21 protein-coding genes and 1 pseudogene are annotated in these 22,889 nt (G+C 67.9%); 9 read left to right on the forward strand and 13 right to left on the reverse strand.

Annotated features, from left to right (window positions below; translation table 11 throughout):
• Window positions 1-17: 17 nt before the first annotated feature.
• Window positions 18-743: a helix-turn-helix transcriptional regulator gene (locus AC0IZS_RS10090; protein ID WP_471635514.1), complete on the forward strand. Its 726-nt coding sequence runs from the start codon at window positions 18-20 to the stop codon at window positions 741-743.
• The gene (locus AC0IZS_RS10095) at window positions 740-1,300 is read left to right on the forward strand and encodes a dihydrofolate reductase family protein (protein ID WP_471635515.1); all 561 of its coding nucleotides are present in this window, start codon (window positions 740-742) and stop codon (window positions 1,298-1,300) included. The genes AC0IZS_RS10090 and AC0IZS_RS10095 overlap by 4 nt, the downstream gene beginning before the upstream one ends.
• Here the strand turns inward: AC0IZS_RS10095 and AC0IZS_RS10100 are convergent, their stop codons facing one another.
• Entirely contained in the window at window positions 1,301-2,230 is a 930-nt protein-coding gene (locus tag AC0IZS_RS10100; protein WP_471635516.1) for a LytTR family DNA-binding domain-containing protein, read from the reverse strand.
• Window positions 2,231-2,383: 153 nt separating this feature from the next.
• Here AC0IZS_RS10100 and AC0IZS_RS10105 point away from each other — a divergent pair, with 153 nt between their 5' ends.
• Window positions 2,384-3,589, forward strand: coding sequence for an acyltransferase family protein (locus tag AC0IZS_RS10105; RefSeq protein ID WP_471639495.1), 1,206 nt, complete (start codon window positions 2,384-2,386; stop codon window positions 3,587-3,589).
• 27 nt (window positions 3,590-3,616) lie between these two features.
• Window positions 3,617-4,093 (forward strand): GNAT family N-acetyltransferase, encoded by a 477-nt coding sequence (locus AC0IZS_RS10110; RefSeq protein WP_471635517.1) that lies wholly within the window; start codon window positions 3,617-3,619, stop codon window positions 4,091-4,093.
• 4 nt (window positions 4,094-4,097) lie between these two features.
• Here AC0IZS_RS10110 and AC0IZS_RS10115 read toward each other — a convergent pair whose 3' ends face one another.
• Together AC0IZS_RS10115 and lplT are read right to left on the reverse strand one after the other, a co-directional pair.
• A complete protein-coding gene (locus AC0IZS_RS10115; RefSeq protein WP_471635518.1) occupies window positions 4,098-4,583 on the reverse strand; it encodes a glutathione peroxidase in 486 nt (161 codons plus the stop codon).
• Between the two features lie 154 nt (window positions 4,584-4,737).
• Window positions 4,738-6,042, reverse strand: a complete 1,305-nt coding sequence (gene lplT / locus AC0IZS_RS10120) for a lysophospholipid transporter LplT (RefSeq protein ID WP_471635519.1) — start codon at window positions 6,040-6,042, stop codon at window positions 4,738-4,740.
• A gap of 134 nt (window positions 6,043-6,176) precedes the next feature.
• Between lplT and alr the strand changes: the two genes are divergently transcribed.
• Both alr and AC0IZS_RS10130 read left to right on the forward strand, forming a co-directional pair.
• Complete coding sequence (gene alr, locus AC0IZS_RS10125; RefSeq protein WP_471635520.1) at window positions 6,177-7,295, forward strand: alanine racemase; 1,119 nt, start codon at window positions 6,177-6,179, stop codon at window positions 7,293-7,295.
• Between the two features lie 97 nt (window positions 7,296-7,392).
• A complete protein-coding gene (locus tag AC0IZS_RS10130) occupies window positions 7,393-8,259 on the forward strand; it encodes a hypothetical protein (RefSeq protein ID WP_471635521.1) in 867 nt (288 codons plus the stop codon).
• 1,633 nt (window positions 8,260-9,892) lie between these two features.
• Here the strand turns inward: AC0IZS_RS10130 and AC0IZS_RS10135 are convergent.
• The 7 genes and pseudogenes from AC0IZS_RS10135 to AC0IZS_RS10165 form a co-directional block, all read right to left on the reverse strand.
• Window positions 9,893-12,763 (reverse strand): annotated as a pseudogene (locus tag AC0IZS_RS10135) (beta strand repeat-containing protein); the annotation flags it as partial.
• Between the two features lie 70 nt (window positions 12,764-12,833).
• Complete coding sequence (locus AC0IZS_RS10140; protein ID WP_471635522.1) at window positions 12,834-13,349, reverse strand: phage tail protein; 516 nt, start codon at window positions 13,347-13,349, stop codon at window positions 12,834-12,836.
• 32 nt (window positions 13,350-13,381) lie between these two features.
• Window positions 13,382-13,900 carry a phage tail protein gene (locus AC0IZS_RS10145; protein ID WP_471635523.1) on the reverse strand — a complete coding sequence of 173 codons (519 nt, stop codon included), beginning with the start codon at window positions 13,898-13,900 and terminating at the stop codon, window positions 13,382-13,384.
• 13 nt (window positions 13,901-13,913) lie between these two features.
• Complete coding sequence (locus tag AC0IZS_RS10150) at window positions 13,914-14,429, reverse strand: phage tail protein (protein ID WP_471635524.1); 516 nt, start codon at window positions 14,427-14,429, stop codon at window positions 13,914-13,916.
• Window positions 14,430-14,474: 45 nt separating this feature from the next.
• Window positions 14,475-15,764: an ABC transporter substrate-binding protein gene (locus AC0IZS_RS10155; protein WP_471635525.1), complete on the reverse strand. Its 1,290-nt coding sequence runs from the start codon at window positions 15,762-15,764 to the stop codon at window positions 14,475-14,477.
• Window positions 15,765-15,785: 21 nt separating this feature from the next.
• Complete coding sequence (locus AC0IZS_RS10160) at window positions 15,786-16,307, reverse strand: GNAT family N-acetyltransferase (RefSeq protein ID WP_471635526.1); 522 nt, start codon at window positions 16,305-16,307, stop codon at window positions 15,786-15,788.
• 236 nt (window positions 16,308-16,543) lie between these two features.
• Window positions 16,544-17,005, reverse strand: coding sequence for a MarR family winged helix-turn-helix transcriptional regulator (locus tag AC0IZS_RS10165; RefSeq protein ID WP_471635527.1), 462 nt, complete (start codon window positions 17,003-17,005; stop codon window positions 16,544-16,546).
• Window positions 17,006-17,081: 76 nt separating this feature from the next.
• Between AC0IZS_RS10165 and AC0IZS_RS10170 the strand changes: the two genes are divergently transcribed.
• Window positions 17,082-17,888, forward strand: a complete 807-nt coding sequence (locus tag AC0IZS_RS10170; RefSeq protein ID WP_471635528.1) for a siderophore-interacting protein — start codon at window positions 17,082-17,084, stop codon at window positions 17,886-17,888.
• Window positions 17,889-17,898: 10 nt separating this feature from the next.
• Here the strand turns inward: AC0IZS_RS10170 and AC0IZS_RS10175 are convergent, their stop codons facing one another.
• Window positions 17,899-18,807 (reverse strand): LysR family transcriptional regulator ArgP, encoded by a 909-nt coding sequence (locus AC0IZS_RS10175; RefSeq protein WP_471635529.1) that lies wholly within the window; start codon window positions 18,805-18,807, stop codon window positions 17,899-17,901.
• A gap of 70 nt (window positions 18,808-18,877) precedes the next feature.
• On the opposite strand from AC0IZS_RS10175, the gene AC0IZS_RS10180 reads away from it, so the two are divergent.
• Both AC0IZS_RS10180 and AC0IZS_RS10185 read left to right on the forward strand, forming a co-directional pair.
• Window positions 18,878-19,492, forward strand: coding sequence for a LysE/ArgO family amino acid transporter (locus AC0IZS_RS10180; protein WP_471635530.1), 615 nt, complete (start codon window positions 18,878-18,880; stop codon window positions 19,490-19,492).
• A gap of 119 nt (window positions 19,493-19,611) precedes the next feature.
• The gene (locus AC0IZS_RS10185) at window positions 19,612-21,192 is read left to right on the forward strand and encodes an ABC transporter substrate-binding protein (protein ID WP_471635531.1); all 1,581 of its coding nucleotides are present in this window, start codon (window positions 19,612-19,614) and stop codon (window positions 21,190-21,192) included.
• Window positions 21,193-21,253: 61 nt separating this feature from the next.
• Here the strand turns inward: AC0IZS_RS10185 and AC0IZS_RS10190 are convergent, their stop codons facing one another.
• The gene (locus AC0IZS_RS10190) at window positions 21,254-21,862 is read right to left on the reverse strand and encodes a glutathione S-transferase family protein (protein WP_471635532.1); all 609 of its coding nucleotides are present in this window, start codon (window positions 21,860-21,862) and stop codon (window positions 21,254-21,256) included.
• A 22-nt stretch (window positions 21,863-21,884) separates the two neighbouring features.
• Window positions 21,885-22,862: a 2-dehydropantoate 2-reductase gene (locus tag AC0IZS_RS10195; RefSeq protein WP_471635533.1), complete on the reverse strand. Its 978-nt coding sequence runs from the start codon at window positions 22,860-22,862 to the stop codon at window positions 21,885-21,887.
• Window positions 22,863-22,889: the final 27 nt, after the last annotated feature.

A 22,889-nucleotide genomic window follows, 5' to 3' on the forward strand; every position in this document is an offset into this window, starting at 1 on the left:
CTTCCTTCTCACCCCGCATGCGCCGTGCCGACCGCCTGTTCCAGATCGTCCAGCTCATCCGTGGCCGGCGTCTGTCCACCGCCGCCTTCCTGGCCGAACGGCTGGAGGTGTCGCAGCGCACCATCTACCGGGACGTGGCCGACCTGCAACACCAGGGGGTGCCCATCGAAGGCGAGGCCGGGGTGGGCTACCGCCTGGGGGCGGGCTTCGACCTGCCGCCGCTGATGTTCAGCCAGGGCGAGGCGAATGCCCTGGTGGCCGCCGCGCGGCTGGCCCAGGCCTGGCTCGACGCGGGGCTGGCGCGCGAGGTGGAAGGGGCGCTGGGCAAGATCCTCTCGGTGCTGCCGCCCGAGGCGCGCGTGGCGGCCGAGGCGCAGGCGCTCTATGCCCCGTCGGTCGGCCTGGGGCCGCGTGCCCAGGCCACCCTGCAGACGCTGCGCGAGGCGGTACACAGCCGCCATGTGGTGCAGATCGACTACGCCGACGTGCAGGGCCGGCCCAGCGTGCGCCGCCTGCGGCCCCTGGGCTGCTTCTACTGGGGCAAGGTCTGGACACTGTCGGCCTGGTGCGAGCTGCGCGACGATTTCCGCGGCTTTCGCATCGACCGCATCGCGACACTCACCGTGCTGCCCGAGCAGTTCCGCCAGGAGCCCGGCAAGACCCTGGCCGACATGCTGCGCCAGATCGAGGCCGAGATGGCCTCGCGCCCCCCATCCTTGAACGACGAGGCCCCCTGCGCATGACCGAGGTCACCTACTATGTGGCCGCCACCCTGGACGGCTTCATCGCTGGCCCCGGCGGCGAACTCGACTGGCTGCACCCTTTCGAGCAGGCGGGCACCGACTACGGGCTGGCCGACTTCATGGCTGGCGTGGACGCCCTGGTCATGGGACGCACGACCTATGCCGTGGCCCGCTCTTTTGGCGACTGGCCTTATGGCGAGCGGCCGGCCTGGGTGCTCAGCCACCAGCAAGCCCCCTCGGATGGGACGCTCCCGCCCAGCGTGCGCTGGGGGGCCGCGCAGCCGCAGCAGCTCATGGCCCAGTGGGTGGAACATGGGCTGCGGCAGGTCTGGCTGGTCGGCGGCGGCCAGTTGGCAGGGCAGTTCCTGCGCGCGGGGCTGGTGGACCACCTGATGCTGGCCACCATTCCGGTGACGCTGGGGGCTGGCCTGCCGCTGTGGGGCGCACCGCAGGCAATGGTGCAGCAGCATTGGACGCTGCAGGCGCACCAGGCGTATCCGAATGGCGTTCTGACGCAGCACTTCAAGCGGGTGCGCAGCGCTCCTGCCGCCTGCTGATCAGGTGGCTGTGCCCGGCTGGGCCAGCGCACTGCGGTAGCGCCGGCTGCACGGCACGGTGCTGCCATCCCTCATCCGCAGGCGGGCATCGCCGCTGTCCAGCGGCTCGATCTCGGCCACCGCGTCCAGGTTGACGGCATAGCTGCGGTGTACGCGCACGAAGCGCGCCGGGTCCAGTTGCGTGAGGAAGTCCGCCAGGGTGGAGCGCACCAGGTAATCGTGCCCGTTCACATGCAGGCCCACGTAGTTGGCTTCGGCCTGCAGCCAGGCGATGTCGCTGGCGGCGATCAAAAACTCGCGGCGCAGCTTGCGCACCAGGAAGCGTTCGGGGCGCTGCGCAGGCAGGGGTGGTGGCGGCTCCTGCGCCGCCGGCCCCTTGGCGGGCGAGGGCACCGGGGTGGCGGTGGCTTCTTCCGGCCGGTCCAGCACCCGGGCCTCGCCCTGCAGCCGCAGCAGCAAAAAGCGGTAGCCCACCAGGCTGCTGACGATGAGCGCATAGGTGCGCACGTCCTTGAGGTACTCGTAGCCCCACTGCGCCCACCAGGGTCCGTTCAGCCGGTACTCGGCGCCCATGGAGGAATAGGCCAGGTGCCGCAGGGCCATCATTCCCGCCAGGTGGATGCTGCAGTAGGCCACGCTGCCCACCAGGTGCCAGGGCAAGTGGCGGCGCAGCGTGTCCCAGTGCAGCGGAAAGCGCCGCTCGAAGGCCACGATGGCCGGGATCAGCAGCCCGACCACCAGCACGCTGGACAGCTCCCACAGCGCCGGTTCCCAGGCGGCCACCGGACGGCCGGCAGAGCGCAGGTCGATCAGCGTCACCACGCTGTTGAAGGCCGCCTGCACCAGCAGCAGCACCGCCCAGAACGCCACCTCCACACGGCGGCGCAGGGGGCGGTAGCGTTCGGGCCAGGGCAGGGCGGGGCGGGACATGCCGCCAGTGTAGGCAAGGCGCGCAGCAGCTTGGGAAATCAGCACCCTGGCTCCGTCCCAGCCGGCCACCGCTCGTCCCAAAGCGGGTTGTTTCCGTCCCGGGGAGGTGCGTCGTGCCACCGAAGCGCCCGAGCATGTGTCCATGACCGCTCCATCCCCCCCACCTCCCGGCGCCACGACATCGACGCCCTGCGCACCCTGGCCTTCGCCCTGGTCATCGTCTACCACGTCGCCATGTACTACGTGGCCGACTGGCACTGGCACATCAAGAGCCCGCACGCGGCCGAATGGCTGCAGGCGCCCATGCGGGCCTTGAACCTGTGGCGCATGGACCTGGTGTTCCTGGTCTCCGGCCTGGCGGTCGGTCTGGTGCGCCGGGGTCAAACGGTGGCGGGGATGGTCCGGCTGCGCAGCATGCGCCTGTTGTTGCCCCTGGCTTTTGGCATGGCGGTGGTCGTGCCCTACCAGCCCTACGTGCAGGGCGTGGCCAACGGGCTCATCGCCCCGGGTTTCGGTGCCTTCCTGCTGCGCTACTACGGCGGCGGCACCTGGCCGGCCGGGGCTTTCGATGGCTGGGAGGCCGGGGTCACCTGGAACCACCTGTGGTACCTGGCCTACCTGTGGGCGTACACCCTGGTGCTGGCCCTGTTGCTGCCCTGGCTGGAGTCGGCTGCCGGCCAGCGGCTGCGCCAGGCCTTCACGGGCCTGCGGGGCTCGGCGCTGTTGGCCGTGCCCGTGCTGCCGCTGGCGCTGTACTCGGTGCTGCTGTGGCGGCATTTCCCGCCCACGCACGACCTCATCCACGATGCCTGGCTGCATGCGGTGTACTTCACTCTGTTCCTGTATGGCTACTGGATCGGGCTCGATGCCGGCCTGTGGGCCGAGCTGGTGCGTCTGCGCTGGCGCACCCTGGTCGCGGCGTTGCTTGTGCTGGTGCTGTTCACCGCGCTGCGTGGCGTGGCCGTGCAGCAGGGCGGCTGGCTGGCGCGCACCGCCGTGCGCGTGCTGGCCGACCTGTACCTGTGGAGCACGCTGCTGACCATCCTGGGCTGGGCCCACCACCGGCTCAACCGGCCATGGCCCTGGCTGCGCTGGGCGCAGGAGGCGGTCTACCCCTGGTATGTGCTGCACCAAAGCGCGATCATCGTGCTGGCGGTGGCATTGGCGCGGTGGCAGCTCGGCCCGGTGCTGGAGCCCATGCTCCTGCTGGCCGGCACGGTGCTGGCTTGCTGGGCTGTGACGGGGGTGGTGCAGCGGGTCTGGTGGCTGCGGCCGCTGTTCGGGTTGCCTGCGCGAAGCAAGGGTGGAAGGCGGACCGGCGATGCGGTCCTGCCCCCGAGCTCACCGCAGATGCCATGATGCCGCGATACTGGCCATCCCACACCCATGGAATCCACCCCACCGGACCTTGCCGGACTTTCAGCGCTGCGGCCCGCGACCGAGGCGGATGCCCCGGTGCTGGCCGCCCTGTGGCGCCGCGCCTGGGCCTCGGCCAATCCTTCGGTGGCCGAGGTGGCGCCCCTGGCGCATTGGCTGGCGCGGGTGCAGGCTGAATGGGGGCCACCCTGCCTTGCGCTGGTCGGTGAGCGCCAGGAAACCATCGCGGCGTTCCTGGTGCTGGACGTGGAGGCGGCCCACCTGCACCAGCTGTTCGTCGAGCCCGGCATGCAAGGGGGCGGCATCGGCGCTGCCCTGGTGGCCCGGGTGTGTACGCTCTGCCCGCAGGGCTGGTCGCTGCATGTGGCCAGCAGCAACCTGCGGGCGCGCCGCTTCTATGCGCGCTGCGGCCTGCAGGAGCGGGAGCACGACCGCCATCCGGCCACGGGCCGCGAGCGCGTGCTCTGCCGCTGGCAGGCGCAGTAGCCCATCAGGCCAAGGCGGCTTCGATGTCTCCGGCCAGCTTCTTGGGCGCATCCTGGGGCGCATAGCGGCGGATCACCTTGCCGTCCTTGCCCACCAGGAACTTGGTGAAATTCCACTTGATGGCCTTGCTGCCCAGAAGGCCCGGGGCCTCTGCGCTGAGCCATTGGTACAGGGGCGATGCGTTGGCCCCGTTGACGTCGATCTTGGCCATCATCGGAAAGCTCACGCCGTAGTTGAGCTGGCAGAAGCTGGCGATCTCGTCATTACTGCCCGGGTCCTGGCTGCCGAACTGGTTGCAGGGAAAGCCCAGCACCACCAGCCCCTTGTCGCCATACGCCTTGTGCAGCTCTTCAAGCCCGCCGAACTGCGGCGTGAACCCGCAGGCACTGGCCGTGTTGACGATGAGCATCACCTTGCCCTGGTACTGCGCGAGCGGCACGCTCTGGCCATCCATCTGCTGGGCTTCGAAATCGTAGATGCTGTCGGGCATGCAGGGCTCCTCGGTGGATCAAGAAGCCATGGTAGCCGTTTGCGGCGCGAACTGTGCGATGGCGCGCCCATGCCAGTGCCACCGTGCAAGGGCCGCCCCGCCGCACGGGTGGCGTCCCCCTCAGGGGGATGGCGCGCAGCGCCTCAGGGGGAGCCTAGTGGTGCGCGTCCTGGCGGGCGATGTGCAGCAGGTGCTCGACCTCTTCGCGGTGGTTCACGCAGTTGCGCTGGTGCCAGCGGCGGATGATCCACATGATGCCCGCGACCACCAGGCCGAAGATGGTGATCGCTCCGAACACCGACAGGCCGAACTTGAGCGACAGGCTGTAGAAGGCGCCCAGCGCCAGGATGCAGGCCTGCTCGTTGAAGTTCTGCACGGCGATGGAGCGGCCGGCGCCCATCAGGTTGTGGCCGCGGTGCTGCAGCAGCGCATTCATGGGCACGACCAGGTAGCCGCCCAGGCCGCCCAGCAGGATCAGGAAGGGAATGGCCAGCCAGATGTTCTTGATGAAGACCATCAGTATCAGCAACAGGCCCATGGCGATGCCCAGCGGGATGACGCGGGTGGCCATATCGAGCCGCATGCGCATGGAGGCCACCACCGCGCCCACGGCCGTGCCGATGGCGACCACGCCTGTGAGGGCCGAGGCCTGCGTGGTGTTGTAGCCCAGGGCCACACCGGCCCAGGCCAGCACGATGAACTTGAGGTTGCCGCCCGCGCCCCAGAACAGGGTGGTGGTGGCCAGCGAGATCTGGCCCAGCTTGTCGCGCCACAGGCGGTTGTTGCAGGCCCAGAAGTCGGGCAGCAGCGCCATGGTGTTGGCCAGGATGCTGCGCGACGGGTCGGCGCGCATGGGGCGCATTTCCACGCCGGTGTGCGGGATGCGGGTGTTGAACCAGGCCGCCAGTGCGTAGATCAGGATCAACCCGGCGATGGCCGACTCGGCGGGGGTGTCCACGCCCGTGTCGATCATCGGGATGTCGATGTTGAGCATCATGCCCGAGAGGTTGTGCCCCACGAGCTGCCCGCCCAGCAGCACCCCGAGGATGATCGAGGCGATGGTGAGTCCTTCGATCCAGCCATTGGCCTTGACCAGCTGCGAGGCGGGCAGCAGTTCGGTCAGGATGCCGTACTTGGCCGGCGAGTAGGCCGCAGCGCCGAGCCCGACCACCGCATAGGCGATCAGCGGGTGCGAGCCGAACAGCATCATCAGGCAGCCCACCACCTTGATGGCATTGCTCACGAACATCACCTTGCCCTTGGGCAGGGCGTCGGCAAAAGCGCCCACGAAGGGCGCCAGCACCACGTAGAACAGCGCGAACATGGGCACCAGTGCGGCACGCTGCCACTCGGGAGCACCTTCCGAACGGAGGAGTTCGACAGCGGCCACGAACAGCGCATTGTCGGCCAGCGAGCTGAAAAACTGCGCCGACATGATGGTGTAGAAACCGCGCTTCATCGAATGGCTGGTGCTGCATCAGTTGGACTGATGCCCTGTTAAATATGGGGAGCCTGTTGGCCGACAGATGGTTATATCACGCGGGTAAACGGCCCCGGTGCCAGAATCCTGGACATCCCACCCGGTCAAACCCCATGCCCCGCCCGATACAAGCCACCATCCACACCGCCGCCCTGCACCACAACCTGGAGCGCGTGCGCCGCAGCGTTCCCGACGCCAAGGTCTGGGCCGTGGTCAAGTCCAATGCCTATGGCCATGGCATCGAGCGGGCGTACGAGGGCTTGCGCGGGGCCGACGGCTTTGCCCTGCTGGACCTGGCCGAAGCCGAGCGCGTGCGCCAGCTGGGCTGGCGGGGGCCCATCCTGCTGCTCGAAGGCGTGTTCGAACTGCGCGACCTGGAGCTGTGCTCGCGCCTGGGGCTCTGGCATGCCGTGCATTGCGACGAGCAGATCGACATGCTGGCCACCCACAAGACCCAGGTACCGCACCGCGTGTTCCTCAAGATGAACTCGGGCATGAACCGCCTGGGCTTCACGCCCCAGCGCTACCGCGCCGCCTGGGCACGGCTCAACGCGCTTCCTCAGGTGGACGAGATCTCGTTCATGACCCATTTCAGCGACGCCGACGGCCCGCGCGGCATCGCCCACCAGATGGCCGCGTTCAACACCGCCGCCGCAGACCTGCCGGGTGAGCGCACACTCTCCAACAGTGCCGCCACACTGCGCCACAGCAACGACGCGGGTGTGCGCGCCGACTGGGTGCGCGCGGGCATCGTGCTGTACGGCAACGCGCCCGATCACCCAGAAAATACGGCCGGCCACTGGGGGCTGGCGCCCACCATGACCTTGTCCACGAAGCTGCTCGCCGTGCAGCAGCTGCAGACGGGCGACACCGTGGGCTACGGTTCGAGTTTCACCGCCGAGGGGCCGCTGACCATCGGTGTGGCCGCCTGCGGCTATGGCGATGGCTATCCCCGCCACTGCCCCACCGGCACGCCGGTGCTGGTCAACGGCATGCGCACGCGCATCGTGGGCCGGGTGAGCATGGACATGGTCACCGTGGACCTGACGCCGCTGCTGCAGTCGGGCATGGCGCTGGGCACGGACATCGGTTTCGGCAGCGAGGTCACGCTCTGGGGCCGCGCCAGCAACGGGGCCGTGCTGACCATCGATGAAGTGGCCCAACCGGCAGGTACCGTGTCCTGGGAGCTGATGTGTGCGTTGGCCCAGCGTGTGCCCGTTGCCGTGGAGTGAGCATCTGTTCACGGTTTGCCCCGTGGGCAACGCCGTGAAGCTGGTGGGATGGGGTACGCTGCGCGCCTGACCATCCGCTCTGACAGGAGTGCCACCCATGGCCGACAACAAGCGCAGCAGTTCCCGTAAAAAGACCTCGAACTGGCGCTCCGTGCGCATGCAGCCCCAGCACCAGCTGGCGAGCACCCTGCAGCAACGCTACAGCCTGCGCTTGCACGGCTTTCTGATCGGCGGCTTCACGCTGCTCATCATGTGGTGTGCCTCGCATGTGCAGATGCTGCTGGGCATGGAAACGCTGGCGCTGCGCTACCTCATCACCCTGTCGGTGGGCTACATCGGGTACCTGCTGGTGCTGCGCCTGTGGGCGGCCCGCCTGGTGCAGCGCGATGACGACGATTCCGACAGCGGCGCCGGGGACGCGGTCGAGGCCGCCGGGGATGTGGCGGACATGGCGCTCGACGCCGTCTCCTGGCGTGGAGGGGGCGGGCAGGGCATGCCCATGCCGCGCTCGGGCGGCACGGTCCACACCAGCAGCGGCTCGGGTGACTTCGGCTCCGGCCTGTCGGATGCGGGTTCCGGCCTGGGCGATCTGGCCAGCGGCGCGGCCGACGCGGTGTCGGGCGCCGACGAGGGTGCGGTGGTGGTCATCCCCATCGTGGCCATCTTCCTCATCGGCGCGGCCATCGTCTTCGGCGCGGGTGCGCTGGCCATGCTGTTCTTCGGCTGGGACGTGCTGCTCACCGTGGCGGTGGAGCTGGCCTTTTCGGTGGTGACGGCGCGCGCCGCCATGGGCGTGGAACGCGAAGGCTGGCTCAGCGCCGCCGTGCGCCTGACCTGGAAACCCATGTTCGGTGCCGTGGTGTGCGCCGTGGCCCTGGGTGCGGCCATCGACCACTTCCTGCCGCATGTGAATTCGCTGCCCGAAGCGGTGCGGGCCATGCAATCGGGCGTGAAGGCGCGCTGAGCGCTGCGCCTGTCGGGTGCACGTTCACCCCACCGGTACAGGTTCGGGCCGTCCAGCTGCCACTGTTCCGTCTAGCCCCAAAAAAAGGCGGGGGGCGCCTTGGGCGCCCCCCGCTTTGCGCGGTTGGACCGGGTCCTTGCGGGTGCGCTCAGCGTGCCGTTACGGTAAAGCCCTGTACCAGTCCACCGGGGTAGCGCACGAAGAGCTTGCCGCCCTCGAACCACCAGTTGCTGTCGGCCGGTCCGGTGCCTGCTGGCAGCAGGGCCAGGTCGGCAACCAGCTGGAAGCGCTGGCTGCCCACGATCAGCTCGGTCTGCAGGTCCAGGCCGGTGCGCAGGATGGTGGTCGTACCCAGGACCGCCTGCAGCAGGCTGGTGAGGCCCTCGTAGTCGGCCACGTCGCCCTGCAGCGCCTGGCTCACGCCATTCGCATCCGTGAAGACCAGGCCGGTCGTGCTGCTGAAGACGAAGCCCGGGGCATTGCCCGTGCGGCCCATTGGCAGCCACTGCGCGCGCATGTGGAAGACGGTGGTGCCCAGGGAGACGCGCAGGGCGCCATTGGGTTGCATCACCGTCGTTGCGCCCAGTGCCGTCAGGGCCTGGCCCATGGCGGGCAGGGACTGCAGGGCCGGGCCGAAACGGGTCACCAGGCCGGCCGTGGCCACCTCGATGCTGCCATCATCCGCCACGCTGGCGCCATCGGCGCGGCCGGGCACCACGCGCACTTCCAGCGGCACCACGGGGAAGCTCACGCCGCCCAGGCTCCAGGTGACACTGCCATCCGCGGACTGCGCCGCGCTGGTGATGCCGACGGTGCGCAGGCCGTTGTTGACCAGGGCCTCCAGCGGCGTGCTGCCGCCAGTGCGGGTCGGCACGCCCGCCAGGCGCACGAAGCCCACGTTGGCGTTGATGCCGGCCGGCAGGTCGCCGCGCTGCACCGGGTCGCCCAGGCCGTTGCCGGCCACGGTGCCCAGGCGCACGCTCTGCACCTTGCCCGCGCCGTCCAGCCGTGCCACCTCGCCGCTGTACACCGTCACGGCGGCAGCCCCACTGGCAGCCGGTGGCAGTGCCACGCGGCCCGTGCGCACGAACACGCTCCACGACTGCGGCGTGCCCGCAGCAGCGCGCGGGGTGGTGATGAGCGTGACCGACACCACGCCATCGCCCTGGGCGGTCAGGGGCAGGTTGCCCGTGCTGGTGGACAGCAAGGCCACGACCGTGCCCTGGCTCACCGTGCCGCTGAGCGTGACCTGCGAGTCGCCCGAGGTCGATGGGTTGAGCACCAGGGCCACCTGGGGCTGGCCATTGGCGCCGATCAGCGTGACCACGCTGAGCACCGTGGCTGTATCGGCCTGGGGCTGGATGCTGAAGGTCTGGCCGCCGATCACCAGGGTCACGGGCGCCGGGGTACCGCCGCTGCCTGCGGGAGGCAGGGTGATGGTGGAGCCGCCCGATTGCGGGTTGAGCGTGATCGTGCTGCCTGGCGATGCGGTGACCTGGACGCTGCCGCCCACGGTGATGGGAGAGCCTGGCGTCACGGTCGCACTGCCTTGGGTCACGATCGGACCGGTGGGAGGGGTGGGGGTTGACGGACCGCCGGGGTTGCTGGGCACCACTGCCGTATAGGTCAGCGCGGTATTGGCGCTCTCGTTGCCAGCCGCATCCACGGCCTTGAGCGTGAAGCTGTGCGCCGCGAAGCCCAGGCCTGCCAACGTGACCGAGAAGTTGCCGCCCGTGGCCGTGGCGCTGCCCAGCAGGGTGGCGCCTTCGTAGACCTCCACCCGGCTGCCGACCTCTGCCGTGCCGCTGATGACCACCGAGCTGCCTTCGGCCGATGCGTTGTTGGCAGGGCTGGTCACCACCGGCGCCAGTGGGGCACTGGTGTCGTAGGTCACGCCGGTGATGGAAGCCGTCACGGCGGGGTTGGTGGCCGCATCGGTCGCGTCAAACGCGAAGGTGTAGATCGCACCATCGACCAGGCCCAGCAGGGCAGTGCAGCCGTTGGCGTCCGTAGTCAGCGTCACCGCATGGGTCCCGGCTTGGAGGGCAGTGCCTTGCAGGGTACAGGTGCGGGGCGACGAACTGTCGGCAATGCCGCCCGTTCGGGTCGCAGTGATGTATGCACTGGTCACGGTTTTGCTAAGCGTGAAGCCCAGCGTGGCGTTGGCATTGATGGCGGCGTTGTTCGCCGGAGTCGTCGCGCTGAATACCGGAGCGGTGCTGTCGCGCGTCAGGGGCAGTACCAGTTCCGCGCTCACATTGCCCGCAGCATCGCGCAGCGTGATCCGGAAGGTGGTTTGCTGGCCATTGGCGATACCGCTGGTGTCGATGGTGATGCTGGCCGTGCCGCCTGCGATGACCTGGTTCGTGTTGGTGTTGCCGACCCAGACCTGGAGCCCATTCTCGGCGCTCTGGACCGTCAGCGCCGTGGAGTTGCCGATGGCGTAGGTGGGCGTTGTTGCCAAGGTGGGAGCTGTCGGCACACTCGAATCCACCTGAACGCTGGCCGTAGCGGCGGGCGTGCCGGCAGAAATATTGCCTGCATTGTCCTTGACGAAGCCGTACAGCGTCTTGTTGCCATCCGAGGCGAATTGATAGCTCGTCGGCACTGCGCCCCATTTGTTGTTGCAGTCGGCTGGCACATTGCTTTCCTGCAGGCAGTAGCCTGCGGCGGCGATGCCCGAGCCTGCATCCGTGCTGCCGTTGAAGGCTGCCGCGCCCACCGGGAGCGTCAGGCTGGTGGAACTGGTCGGCAGGGTCAACTGGGCGGTGGGGGCCGTTGTCTCATAGACCACGCCGGTGGCCTGGGTCGGCGTTGCCGATGCATTGCCAGCCTTGTCCGTGCCGCTGAACTTGATCGTGTAGGTCGCGTCGCTGGCTAGCGTGATGGCCGATGCGCAGCCATTGGCGTTCTGCGCGTAGCCGATCTGCTGAGGGCCTGCATTCAGCGCCGTGCCCTGCAGCGTGCAGGTCTGGTTGGCGGCGACTGCGTCGGTGCGCTCAAAAACGATGGTCGCACCGGCCACCAGATCTTCGCTTAGCGTGTAGCCGACCGTGCTGCTGGCACCCAGGAAGCCGCCGTCGGTCGGCAGGATGTTGGAAAACACCGGCGGTGTGCCGTCGCGCGTGATCGTGAGCGTGCCGCTGACCAGCGTACTGCCTCCGCCTGCGGTCTTGGTTTCGACCAGGAAATTCTTGGCACCATCCGGGGCTGGTGTATTCAGTGTGACGGTCAGCTTGCCGGTGGCGTCGATGGTCCCATTGCTGGCACCCTCTACCCATACTTCGGCGTTTTGCGGGCCGGTCACGGTGACTTGCTTGGTGTCTTGGTTGGTGGAGCCGTTGACCACCTGAGCCACGCCGGAAGAGGTTTCTGCCGTATAGACGCTGTCACCTGGGTAGTAGGCTGTGATGGTATGCACGCCCATTTCCAGCGTCGTCGGGTTGCAGCTGGCTGTGCCACTGCCGTTCAGCGCCAGATTGGAGCAGCCCGTGATGGCGGCCCCGCCGGACAGCAGGTTTACGGTGCCCGAGGGCGTGCCACTGCTGCCAGTCAATGTGACGGACAGTGTGGCGGCACTGCCTACGGTGACGGGGACGGTGGGCTGGATGGTGATGGCGGGTGGCACCTCGGGATAGGCCTGCACCTGGGAGGAACTGCCTGTTGTGTTCAGCGTCGCGTTGCTGTTCGCGGCGTTCATCACCGAACTGTCCAGGACCACGGTGCCTCCGGTGCTTCCGCCTGTGTTGCCCCCGAACCTCGAACTGATGAGGTCGATGGTGGTGATGGCAGTGCGGTTGACCCACACCGCGCCGCCCCGGTCAGCCGTATTGCTGTTGAAGAGAGAGGTGCCCACCGACATCGTGCCGATGTTGCGGATGGCGCCGCCTTCACCGGCCGCCGTGTTGCCCGCGAAGGTACAGGCATTGACGGTCAAGGCGCCGCGGTTTTCGATGGCGCCCCCGCTCGACAGGGCGCTGTTGTTGCGAAAGGCGCAGTTGCTCAGTGTGGCGCTGGAGCCCACCGGGATGAACAGCCCGCCCGCATTGCTCATGCCGCTGGCGGGCAGGGCTTTGCCGCTGAGCACTGTCAGCCCACTCATGGAGAAAACGACGGCGCCTCCCGATGGGACTATGTCGAGCACACGCACACCGTTGGCACCCGAAATGCTCGTGGATGCGCTGCCGTTACCGGTGATAGTCACGGACTTCTCAATCACCAGCGGCCCCCTCGCCGGTTCCAGGACAATGGTTTGCGCGGCGGTGGCGAAACGGATTTCGTTGCTGCCGGCAGTGGCGGCGTCGCATCCCGCAGAGATGCCACTCTGGGCATTCGTGTTGACAATCGCTTTGCGCAGGGTACATCCCGTCGCTCCGGCCGCGTCACCCAAAGTGTCCACAGTGACGATGGCCGAATGCACGTGGCTACTCAACCCCAGTGTCAGTAGCAGCATCCCCAGGCCTAACCACCGGGTTGGTCTCAGGGTTTGGATCCATCGTTGCATGAAATCAACTCCTTGGTTGGCCCGCAGGCCTTGCGGCGCCTCGGCGCCCTGTTTGTTGTTTTCGTGGAGATCAGTTGCGGGACGGGAAAACGCCTTCCAGCGCTATCACGAAGTTCACGACCAAAAACGGTGGGAGGTTGTTATGCGCGGTGGGCGCGGCATTTCCGCCAATGGAGACCGGCTCGGCCGGGGCTCCATTGCTGCTGGTGGAGTAGGGCGAATCCACCGTTGAGACTGCAAGTACGTTGCCGCTTGGCGAGGGCCGGTCGCCCGAGGTGCTGGATGCCATGAAGGTATGGCTGTGGATCGCCAGCTCCGAAAGGGTCAGCGTGTGGCTCTCGGCTCCGCCCACCTGTCCATGCGTGTAGTTGCCGCCCGCGCCTGTGCCGGTCCCGATGGCGCGCCGTCCGCGCAGGTCGGGCAGGGCAAACGTGGTCTGTCCATTGCCTCCGTAGTAGGTGCCGATCAAGGAGAACAAGGCCGTGTGTTGTGCGATGGACAGCACCTGCCCATTGCACAGTGCCCAGCCGCGTGGTGCATAGTTGAAGCCGCACATGCGGATTTCGCCGAGAAAGGGTTCAGACATGGGTGTTCCAATGGTGTGGCTGCGCGACGCGTTCAGTTGCGGGACGGGAAGATGCCTTCCGTCGCGATGCAAAAACCGACCGCCAAGTAGGGCGGCATGTTGTTGTGCGGCTGACCGCCGCCGGCAGCATTCACTGCGATAGAGGACATTGCCGTATCCGGTGCGGCTGCGTACAGATCGCTGCGGATGCTCGATTGCGCCAGGGAGTTTCCGGCAGGTGTGTCCTTGGTACCAAGGGCGGCCACGGCAGATACGAGGTGGGCGTGTGGCGGTATATGCGCAGCGGTCAAAGTCACACTCACCGTGCCCTGTTCTTCGCCCAGGACATACGGGCTCAGTCCAGGCCCCTGGCCTGGCTGGATCGGGGTGCGCCCTGCCAGGTTGGGCAGTGCGAAAGTGGTCTGGCCATTGCCACCATAGGTGGTGCCCAGTATGGAAAAAAGGGCCGTGTTCTGCGCAATGCTCAGTATCTGGCCCTGGCAGGCCATCCAGCCTCGGGGCGCGAAATTGAAAGCGAAGTGGCGGATTTCTCCGAGAAGTGGTTCGGCCATGGGTACCTCTGGCTCAATTGCGCGACGGGAAGATGCCTTCCAGCGCGATGATGAAGTTCAGTGCCAGCACGGGTGAAAGGTTCTCGTGCGGCTGTGCGTTGGCGGACCAAATGGTGCCCGGATGCAACGTGGCGTCTGTCGCCGCGTCGGAGTAACGGAAGTCGCGCGCCGGGGTGGTTCCGGGCAAGCCTCCCGACGGCGAGGCCTGGGTTCCCGTGGCTCCCACCGCCAGGGTGTGGTTGTGGGCGGGGATCTGGGCCTCGGTCAAGGTAACGACTTCTGCGCCCGCAGATTGCCCCTGGGTATAGGAGGCCCCTCCAGAGAGCTGACCAAAGTGTACGGGTGCACGGCCACGCAGGTCAGGCAGGGCAAACGTTGTTTGCCCATTGCCGCCGTAGGTGGTACCCAGCAGGGCGAAAAGAGCGTTGTTTTGCGCAATGGACAGGATTTGCCCCTGGCAAAAGGCCCAGCCCCGGGGGGCAAAATTGCCGGCAAACATGCTGATTTCGCCAAGGAATGGTTCGGACATCGTCAGTCGCTTTCTGAGGAGTTCTTGATCTGATCTTGAATGCCATCACGCCACGAGGTAGGGACCCGTGACCCGGCTGTACAGCACTTCGCAGAGCCCTTGGCACGATGCCATCGGCACGGAAGGCAGCGTCACCGTGGAAAGGGCCTGCGGCAGGTGCAGGCCGTGCAAGTAGGCAGCAGCCATCGTTTCTCCAGAGATCGCATCCAGGCGTACTTGTCCGCGTGGCGTCTGCAGCACAGCGGCTTCCATGGCCTGGGCCAGCGGCAGTCCACGGGAACTCGATGGGGCTGCGGCTGCAGCGTGCAGGCGCTGGGCCAGTTCATGCCCCAGCAGATGAAATGGCGTGGGCTGGTGCGTGCCGTGCAGGGCCGCAACGCTGCTGGGGCCGTCGGCCTGCGGTCGCCAGGCGCGCGCGGCCCAGATCGGCATGACCGAGGCGGGCTGGTGGGCCGCCGCCATGGTTTCCGCGAGCATGCCCCCCGCCACCAGGGGCACCTGGCTGGCAATGCCCGACTGGGTCCAGAACTGCCCAAAGGCCGCCGCCCGCGCGCCGGAGTCCAGCGCAAACACGAAATCGGGTCGTGTCTGGCGCACCAGGCGCGCTAGCGCGTCCAATTGGCTGGTGCCATCGGCCGCGCGGGTGAAGACCGTGGCCTGCACCCGGCCACCGGCAGAGGCAAAACCGCGTTCGAAGGCGGGCAGGTGGTCAAAGCCGCTGTCCGCCGGGCCGACGGCCACGATGGCGCGCGGGCCGAGCGCCTTGGCGGCCCAGCGGCCCGCCGCCCAGGCGGCTTGCCAGTAGCCCAGGCTGTTGTGCACCACCCAGGGCGAGCGCGTCTGAGGGTTGAGCGCATTGGCACCGGTGTCACCCACGAGCAGGGGTACCTGGTAGCGCTCCAGCAGGGGCTCCCACGGGGCGGCCAGCGCACCGGTGTCGACGAAGCCGGCCAGCACATCCACCTGCCCGGCCGCCAGCAGATCCTCTGCGGCACGTTGCGCCTGGCTAGCGCGGTTTCCGTAGGTGACCGGTGTGAAGCGCAGTTGCGGCCCGTCGGTCTGCTGCTGCGCAAACGCCTGGGCGCCGTCCATCAGTTGTGCGCCGAGCAGGGGGTAGGCGCGCCCTTCAGGCAGCAGCATGCCGACCCGCAGCGTGCGGCGGCCCGTGCCCATGGTGGTACTTGTGCCCGGGGGCGAGGAGGGGGCCGCACCTGCAAGCCCTGGAGCGCCCAGGGCAGCGGCAACCGCCACTACCCCGGCGCCGGCCACAAACCGGCGGCGGCTTTCGGATTCCGGGGCCTGTGGGGCCAAAGGCGCGGTGTCTTCGAATTCCATGGGTCGTTGTTCCTGGTTCAATCAGTCCACTGTCTGTTGTTCGCTCGTGCCACGATTGCCGGGCTTCCTCGGGGATGCCCGCCGTGGCTTGCCATGCGGCCATTCCATCTGTCGCACCATCCCGTCATCGGCCACGCTCGCAAAACCGCAGCGCTCGTACAGGCGCACCACCGGGCTGGCGCTGGCGGCCTGCAGCCGCAGACCCACGCCGGCTGCCTTGGCGTCCTGCTGGAGCCGGGCAATCAGCTCGGCTCCAATCCCCTTGCCCCGTGCGGAGGGAAGCAGCTCGATGTTCACCAGCACCCAGCGTTCCGCAGTGCGGCACACCGCGAGCATTCCGGCAGGGTTGCCCTCCCACAGCACCAGCGTCGTTTCCACAGGGGGCAGGTAGTGTCCATAGCCCGCCGTGCGAAACCGGTGCTGCATTTCGCAGAAGGCTTCGATCTGCGCGTCCGGCCAGCCGATGGTCTGCAACTCCGGCTCGCGCACCGAGCGGTACAGGGCGCACAGGAATGCGGCGTCCTGCTCCGTCGCAGGACGCAACGCGAGTGCCTGCTGCTGCTTCGCCGTTGACGCGCCCACTTGCCAAACCTTTCTTGCCGCCCTTGCGGGCAGGCTGTGCCAGCGGCGCCGGGGCCGCGAAAGCTCGAAGTTACACGCAAATTTTAACGATTGCACGTAAAGTTTTACGGGCTGGTGCAACGATGGCTTGGAAGCCGCTGTGGCCGCCCAGGCGAATCTCCTGCATGTAAAGGGTTTGGATCGCCTTGACGCCAGCGTCAGCCCCGCTGTCCACACGCAGGCAAGGCGTCCAGCTCGCCGCGCAGTTTGTCGAGCAGCGACAACAACTGTGCCTGGGTGGCGGCATCGCAGCCGGCGAGCAGCCGGGCCGACATGGTCTGGCGCAGGCCGCGCACCGTCTCCTGCAGGGTCTGGCCTTCGGGGCTCAGCGCCAGGATGCGGCTGCGGCCGTCCTCGGGGTTGGGGTGGCTGGTGATCCAGCCGCGTTCGGCCAGTTGGGCCACCATGCGCGCCACCTGGGCCTTGTCGGCGCCGCTGTGGCGCACCAAGTCCTTTTGCGTCGCGCCCGGATGGCGGCCGATGAAGCCCAGCGCGCGCACCTCGTTCATCGTCAGGTCGGGGTGGATGGCCGCCATGGCCCGCACCATGTGCGCGCGGTACACATGCATCAGGTCGTGCATCGCTTCGAAGACATCGGCGGGAGGGCGGTTGCGGTGCATGGCAAAAACCAACCGGTTGACAAAGTCAACTTGTTGGCGGATGATTTGGTTGATTGAATCAACAACATTGTAATTTATGAGCACTGAAACTCTCTCCACCGCCGCGCCGGCCGACGCCCTGGCCATCACCCGTGTCCGCCACCCCCTGAAGGCGCGCCATGCGCAGGTGCTGCGCCGCACCGAGGTCAGCCCGGGCTTTGTGCGCCTTACCCTGGGTGGGCCGGACCTGGCCGACTTCGTGAGCGCAGGTTTCGACGACCACATCAAACTCATCCTGCCGCACCCGGGCCAGGAGCGCGCCTCGCTGCCTACGGTGCAGGATGGCCGCCCGGTGATGGCCGAGCCACGTCCCGTGCTGCGCGACTACACCCCCGCGCACTACGATGCGGCGCGCGGCGAGCTCGATATCGAGGTGGCCCTGCACGATGCCGGCCCCGCATCGGACTGGGCCGCCGCCGCGGCCGTGGGCCACTGGGTGGGCGTGGCCGGGCCGCGCGGCAGCATGGTGGTGCCCACGGCGTTTGCGTGGCACTGGCTGCTGGGCGACGAGACTGCCGTGCCCGCCATCGTGCGCCGCCTGGCCGAGCTGCCGGCCGAGGCCGCGGCGACCGTGCGCATCCAGGTGCGCAACCCTGCCGACCAGCGGCCCCTGGCCAGCGCCGCGCAACTCGACCTGCAGTGGGTGGCCTCGCTGCCGGAGGCGGCCCAGGCGCTGAGCATCCCCGAAGGTGATGGCTATATCTGGGCGGCCGGCGAGCACGCCGACATGGCGGCCCTGCGCAAGGTGGTGCTGGCCAAGCCGGGCGTGAACCCCAAGCGCATGCGCATCGCTGCCTATTGGAAGAAGGGCGTGGCCGACCACCACGAAGACCTGCCGGCCTGATCCCCTGCGGTCACGGTAGCAGGGACGCGGTCGCGGCCTGCTGCACCGCCTGCGTCATGCGCTGCAGCGCCTGCACGTTCAGGCGCCAGAACTGCCAGTGCAGGGCCACGTCCACGGGCTTGCCGGGCACCAGTTCCACCAGGCGGCCATCGTCGATGGCCTCGCGTGCCAGTTGGTCGGGGTTCATGCCCCAGCCCAGGCCGGCGAGCGATGCAGCGACGAAGCCCTGGGACGAGGGCAGCCAATGCACCGGCGGCGCCAGAGCGCGCCGCGCGATGCGGCGCATGAAGCGCTCCTGCAGGGCGTCCTTGCGGTTGAAGACCAGCACCGGGGCCTGGGCCAGTGCCGCCGCCGTCACGCCGTGGGCGAAGTGGCGGTCCATGAACGCGGGGCTGGCCAGCGCCCGGTAGCGCATGGTGCCCAGGCGTACCACCTGGCAGCCCTGCACGGGCTGCGGGTCGGCGGTAACGGCCGCCATCACGCGGCCTTGGCGCAGCAGATCGGAAGAATGGTCCTGGTCCTCGACATGGATGTCGAAGGTAATGGGTGGAGCCAACCCTTCGCCTGGCTCCGCGGCCTGGGCCATGGCGTCCACGAACCACGAGGCCAGCGAATCGGCATTCACCCCCAGTGCCAGCCGCACCGGAGCCAGACCGGCGCTGCTGCCCGCAATGCTGCGCAGGGCATCGGCCTCGCTCAGCGCCATCTGCTGGGCATGGCGCAGCAGGGCCTGGCCGGCTTCGGTAGGGGTGCAGGGCGCGGCGCGGCGGACCAGCACCTGGCCCACGCGCTCTTCGAGCAGCTTGACACGCTGGGACACGGCCGAGCGCGTGACGTGCAAGGCCAGCGCGGCGCGTTCGAAGCTGCCTTCTTCCAGAACGGCGGCCAGGGCGGCCAATTGGGCGGTGTCGAGGTGCATTCAGCTTTGCTTACGGGTAGCAAAAAAGTATAGCTTTTCTTTCCATACCGGCGTGGGCACCATCGGGCCCATGAACCTTTCCTCGGCCTTCGCCAACGGCTTTTCCTCGACCGCCATCCTCATCATCGCCATCGGCGCACAGAACGCCTTCGTGCTGCGCCAGGGCCTGCGGCGTGAGCATGTGTTGCCCGTGGTGCTCGTGTGCGCGCTGTCCGACGCCATCCTGGTGCAGGCCGGCGTGTGGGGGCTGGGGTCGGCCGTACAGGCACACCCCACGCTGCTGGTGGCCGCTCGCTGGCTTGGCGCGGCCTTTCTGCTGGCCTATGCGGCGCGCGCCTTGCTGCGGGCCTGGAAGCCCGCCGCGATGCAGGTAGCAACCGACGGTACAGCGCCAGCCGGATGGCAGCCCGTGGTGCTCACCGCCATGGCCTTCACCTGGCTCAACCCCCATGTGTACCTGGACACGGTGCTGCTGCTGGGGGCCATCGCCAGCCCCTACCCACCTTCGCTGCGCATGGGCTTTGCGGCTGGCGCCAGCCTGGCCAGCCTGGTGTGGTTTGCCTCGCTGGGCTGGGGGGCACGCTGGCTGGCACCGCTGTTCGCATCGCCCCATGCCTGGCGCGTGCTCGATGCCGTGGTCGCGGCCATGATGGTCGCACTGGCCGTGGGGTTGCTGCTGCCTTGAAACCCGGCAGGCGCCCCGGGGGCGCGGCGCATAAGGTTACAACGAGAAATTCGTTCGCTTGGAGGGCGGCCCGGTCCATAGTGCAGCGCACTAAGACTTTCTGTACAGGCCTACCTTTCATGCGATTCCAATCCCTCTTGCTGGCGGCTGCGCTGGCCGGTGCGCTGCCCCTGGCCAGCCATGCCAGCACCTTCCGCTGGTCGCGTTCCACAGACCTGTCCTCCTGGGACATCCATGCCCAGAACGTGGGCGTGAACAACACGCTGCATGCCTCGGTGTACGACACCCTGGTCGAATACAACAGCAAGACCTTCAAGCCCGAGCCCTCGCTGGCCACCGAGTGGAAGCGCGTGAGCCCCACGCAGCTGCGCCTGACCCTGCGCAAGGGCGTCAAGTTCAGCGATGGCAGCGATTTCACGGCCGACGACGCCAAGTTCTCGCTCGAGCGCGCCAAGGCCAAGACCTCCAACTTCGCGGTCTACACCCAGGGCATCGACCGCGTGGAAAAGGTGGATGCCCACACCATCGACATCTTCTCGGACGTGCCCAACCCGGTGCTCGTGAACCAGCTCACCGAACTGCGCATCCTGAGCAAGGCCTGGGCCGAAAAGAACCATGCCACGACCCCCAAGGACATCAAGACCAAGGACGAGCCCTTCTCGCACCGCAATGCGCTGGGCACCGGTCCCTTCGTGCTCGAGTCGTGGACGCCCGACCAGCGCCTGGTGCTCAAGGCCAACCCCACCTGGTGGGGCAAGGGCAAGTACGGCGGCAACGTGACGCAGATCGTTTACACCCCGATCAAGTCCGATGCCACGCGCACGGCCGCACTGCTCTCGGGCGAGCTGGACTTCGTGCTCGACCCGGGCCTGCAGGACCTGCCGCGCGTGCGCCAGACGCCGGGCCTCAAGGTGCTCGATGGGGCCGAGAACCGCACCATCTTCCTCGGCCTGGACCAGTTCCGCGAAGAGCTGCCGGGCTCCGACGTCAAGGGCAAGAATCCGCTCAAGGACGTGCGCGTGCGCAAGGCGCTCTACCAGGCCATCGACATCAGCGCCATCCAGCGCGTGGTGTTGCGCGGTCTGGCCCAGCCCACGGGCGCGATCATCGCGCGCCAGGTCAACGGCTGGACGCCCAAGGCCGACGCGCGCTGGCCCTTCGACCCCGCCGCCGCGCAGAAGCTGCTGGCCGAAGCCGGCTACCCGCAGGGCTTCGAGGTGGACTTCGCCTGCAGTGCGGGCCGCTACATCAACGACGAGCAGCTGTGCCAGGCCATCACCGCCCAGTGGGCCAAGGTCGGCATCAAGGCCAAGCTGCGCTCGCTGCCGTTTGCCACCTACTTCCCGATGATCCAGCGCAACGAGGCCAGCATCTACCTGCTGGGCTGGGGCGTGCCGACGTTTGACGCCTTCTACTCGCTGCAGTCGCTGATCCGCTCCAGCGGTGCCGGCGGTGACGGCAACTTCAACCTCGGCCGCTTTTCGAACCCGCAGCAGGACGCGCTGATCGAGCGCATCAAGAAGGAAACCGACACCGCCACGCGCAACGGCCTTATCGAGAAAGCCCTGATCGCCGACCACGAGCTGATCTCGCACATCCCGCTGTACAACCAGATCATCCCCTGGGCGGCCACGCAAAAGGTGGACATCTTGCACCGAGCCGACAACCGCGTCGACTGGCGCATCCTGAAGGTCAACTGACGGCGCCGGGTTGACCAGAAAAGGCCTTCGCAGCCATTCAGGCTGCGAGGGCCTTCTTTCATCAGGCCAGCGCGCGTTGGACGGCGGGGCGCTCCAGCATACGCGTGGTGTGCGCAGCCACCTTGGGAAACAGCGCAATGTCCACGCCATCCGACTTGAGCCACGAGGCGATGGTGAACAGGTAGGCATCGGCCACCGAATAGGCATCGCCCAGCACCCAGGGGCCTTGCAGGTAGTGGTCCTCGATGAGTGTGAAGCTCTCGGTCATGGTCTGCGGCACCTTGCGCTGCATGTCGGCAATGGCCGCCGCATCATCGGCCCAGCGCCCGGCACGGCGGCCATGGGCATGGTTCACATGCACGGTGGACGCCAGGTAGCTGTTGAACTCTTGCATGCGCGCGAGCGCGAAGGGATCGTCCAGCGGCGCCAGCTTGGCCGCGGGAAAGCGCTGGGCGATATAGAGCAGCAGGGCCACCGTTTCAGACAGCACGCCGTGCTCCGTGACCAGCGCGGGCACGCGGCCCTTGGGGTTGATGGCCAGGTACTCGGGGCGGCGCTGCTGCTGGTTGGCAAAGTCCAGTGTCACCAGTTCATGGCCGGCGTCGGCCTCGTGCAGGGCGATGTTCGCAGCGAGGGAGCAGGTACCGGGGGCGGAGTAGAGCTTGAGCATGGTTGCGTGGTGAAGTAGTAAATCAGTACAAACCGCGGGTGCGGGCCATCAGGCGCGCCAGGCCCAGCAGGGCGGCGGTGTGCGGGGTCGGTGTATCGGTGATCTGGCCCAGCTCATGCACCGCGCCCACCAGGGCGTCGATCTCCACGGGCTTGCCGGCCTCCACGTCCTGCAGCATGGACGTCTTGAAGGCGCCGAGTTTGCGCGTCACGGCGTGGCGGTCCTCGGGCTGCTGGTCGATGGGCAGGCCCAGCTTTTCGCCGATGGCCTTGGCCTCCAGCATCACGGCCGAGACGAAGCCGCGCACCAGCTCGTCGTCCAGGATGCGGTCGGTGGTGGCGCCGGTGAGGGCGCTGATCGGGTTCACCGTGAGGTTGCCCCAGAGCTTGAACCAGATGTCCTTCTGGATGTTCGTGGAGACCTCCACGTCGATGCCGCCGCGCTGCAGTGCATCGGCCAGCGCCTGCAGCCGCGGGCTGGCGGTGCCATCGGGCTCGCCCACGATCAGCCGGTTGCCGAAGTGCTGCTTGACGAAGCCCGGCGCCTCCAGTGAGCAACTGGTATGCACCACGCTGCCCAGCACCTGGCCGGCCGGGATGGCGCGGGCAATCGCTCCCCCGGGGTCCACCGACTCCAGCGTGCGCCCCCTGGCCGCGCCGCCGCAGCCGTCGAGGAACCACCAGGGCACGCCGTTCATCGCCGTCAGCACCACCGTGTGGGGGCCGATCAGCGGCGCCAGGGCGCGGGCCACCTCGGGCAGGCCGGGCGCCTTCACCGCAATCACCACCAGGTCCTGCACGCCCAGGGCGGCCGGGCTGTCGTTTGTCTGCACGGGCGTCTGCACCACACTCCCATCGGGGCGGCGCAGGCGCAGGCCGTGCTCCTCAAGGGCCGCCAGCGTGGCGCCGCGCGCCACCAGGCTGACCTCGTTGCCCGCCTGGGCCAGCGCCAGGCCGATCCAGCCGCCAATGGCGCCGGCACCGTAGATACATGCTTTCATCGTTGCCTTGCTTTCTTTCTCTGTCGT

Source organism: Acidovorax sp. AC410 (genome assembly GCF_979253235.1).

Bases quoted from the DNA above. Each gene is read 5' to 3' on its own strand.
- AC0IZS_RS10170 (WP_471635528.1), top strand. From the start codon at position 17,082: ATGAGCACTGAAACTCTCTCCACCGCCGCGCCGGCCGACGCCCTGGCC.
- AC0IZS_RS10155 (WP_471635525.1), bottom strand. From the start codon at position 15,764: ATGGAATTCGAAGACACCGCGCCTTTGGCCCCACAGGCCCCGGAATCC.
- AC0IZS_RS10145 (WP_471635523.1), bottom strand. From the start codon at position 13,900: ATGGCCGAACCACTTCTCGGAGAAATCCGCCACTTCGCTTTCAATTTC.
- AC0IZS_RS10180 (WP_471635530.1), top strand. From the start codon at position 18,878: ATGAACCTTTCCTCGGCCTTCGCCAACGGCTTTTCCTCGACCGCCATC.
- AC0IZS_RS10185 (WP_471635531.1), top strand. From the start codon at position 19,612: ATGCGATTCCAATCCCTCTTGCTGGCGGCTGCGCTGGCCGGTGCGCTG.
- AC0IZS_RS10090 (WP_471635514.1), top strand. From the start codon at position 18: ATGCGCCGTGCCGACCGCCTGTTCCAGATCGTCCAGCTCATCCGTGGC.
- AC0IZS_RS10195 (WP_471635533.1), bottom strand. From the start codon at position 22,862: ATGAAAGCATGTATCTACGGTGCCGGCGCCATTGGCGGCTGGATCGGC.
- AC0IZS_RS10095 (WP_471635515.1), top strand. From the start codon at position 740: ATGACCGAGGTCACCTACTATGTGGCCGCCACCCTGGACGGCTTCATC.
- AC0IZS_RS10140 (WP_471635522.1), bottom strand. From the start codon at position 13,349: ATGTCTGAACCCTTTCTCGGCGAAATCCGCATGTGCGGCTTCAACTAT.
- lplT (WP_471635519.1), bottom strand. From the start codon at position 6,042: ATGAAGCGCGGTTTCTACACCATCATGTCGGCGCAGTTTTTCAGCTCG.
- AC0IZS_RS10190 (WP_471635532.1), bottom strand. From the start codon at position 21,862: ATGCTCAAGCTCTACTCCGCCCCCGGTACCTGCTCCCTCGCTGCGAAC.
- AC0IZS_RS10130 (WP_471635521.1), top strand. From the start codon at position 7,393: ATGGCCGACAACAAGCGCAGCAGTTCCCGTAAAAAGACCTCGAACTGG.
- AC0IZS_RS10150 (WP_471635524.1), bottom strand. From the start codon at position 14,429: ATGTCCGAACCATTCCTTGGCGAAATCAGCATGTTTGCCGGCAATTTT.
- AC0IZS_RS10110 (WP_471635517.1), top strand. From the start codon at position 3,617: ATGGAATCCACCCCACCGGACCTTGCCGGACTTTCAGCGCTGCGGCCC.
- alr (WP_471635520.1), top strand. From the start codon at position 6,177: ATGCCCCGCCCGATACAAGCCACCATCCACACCGCCGCCCTGCACCAC.
- AC0IZS_RS10165 (WP_471635527.1), bottom strand. From the start codon at position 17,005: ATGCACCGCAACCGCCCTCCCGCCGATGTCTTCGAAGCGATGCACGAC.
- AC0IZS_RS10115 (WP_471635518.1), bottom strand. From the start codon at position 4,583: ATGCCCGACAGCATCTACGATTTCGAAGCCCAGCAGATGGATGGCCAG.
- AC0IZS_RS10100 (WP_471635516.1), bottom strand. From the start codon at position 2,230: ATGTCCCGCCCCGCCCTGCCCTGGCCCGAACGCTACCGCCCCCTGCGC.
- AC0IZS_RS10175 (WP_471635529.1), bottom strand. From the start codon at position 18,807: ATGCACCTCGACACCGCCCAATTGGCCGCCCTGGCCGCCGTTCTGGAA.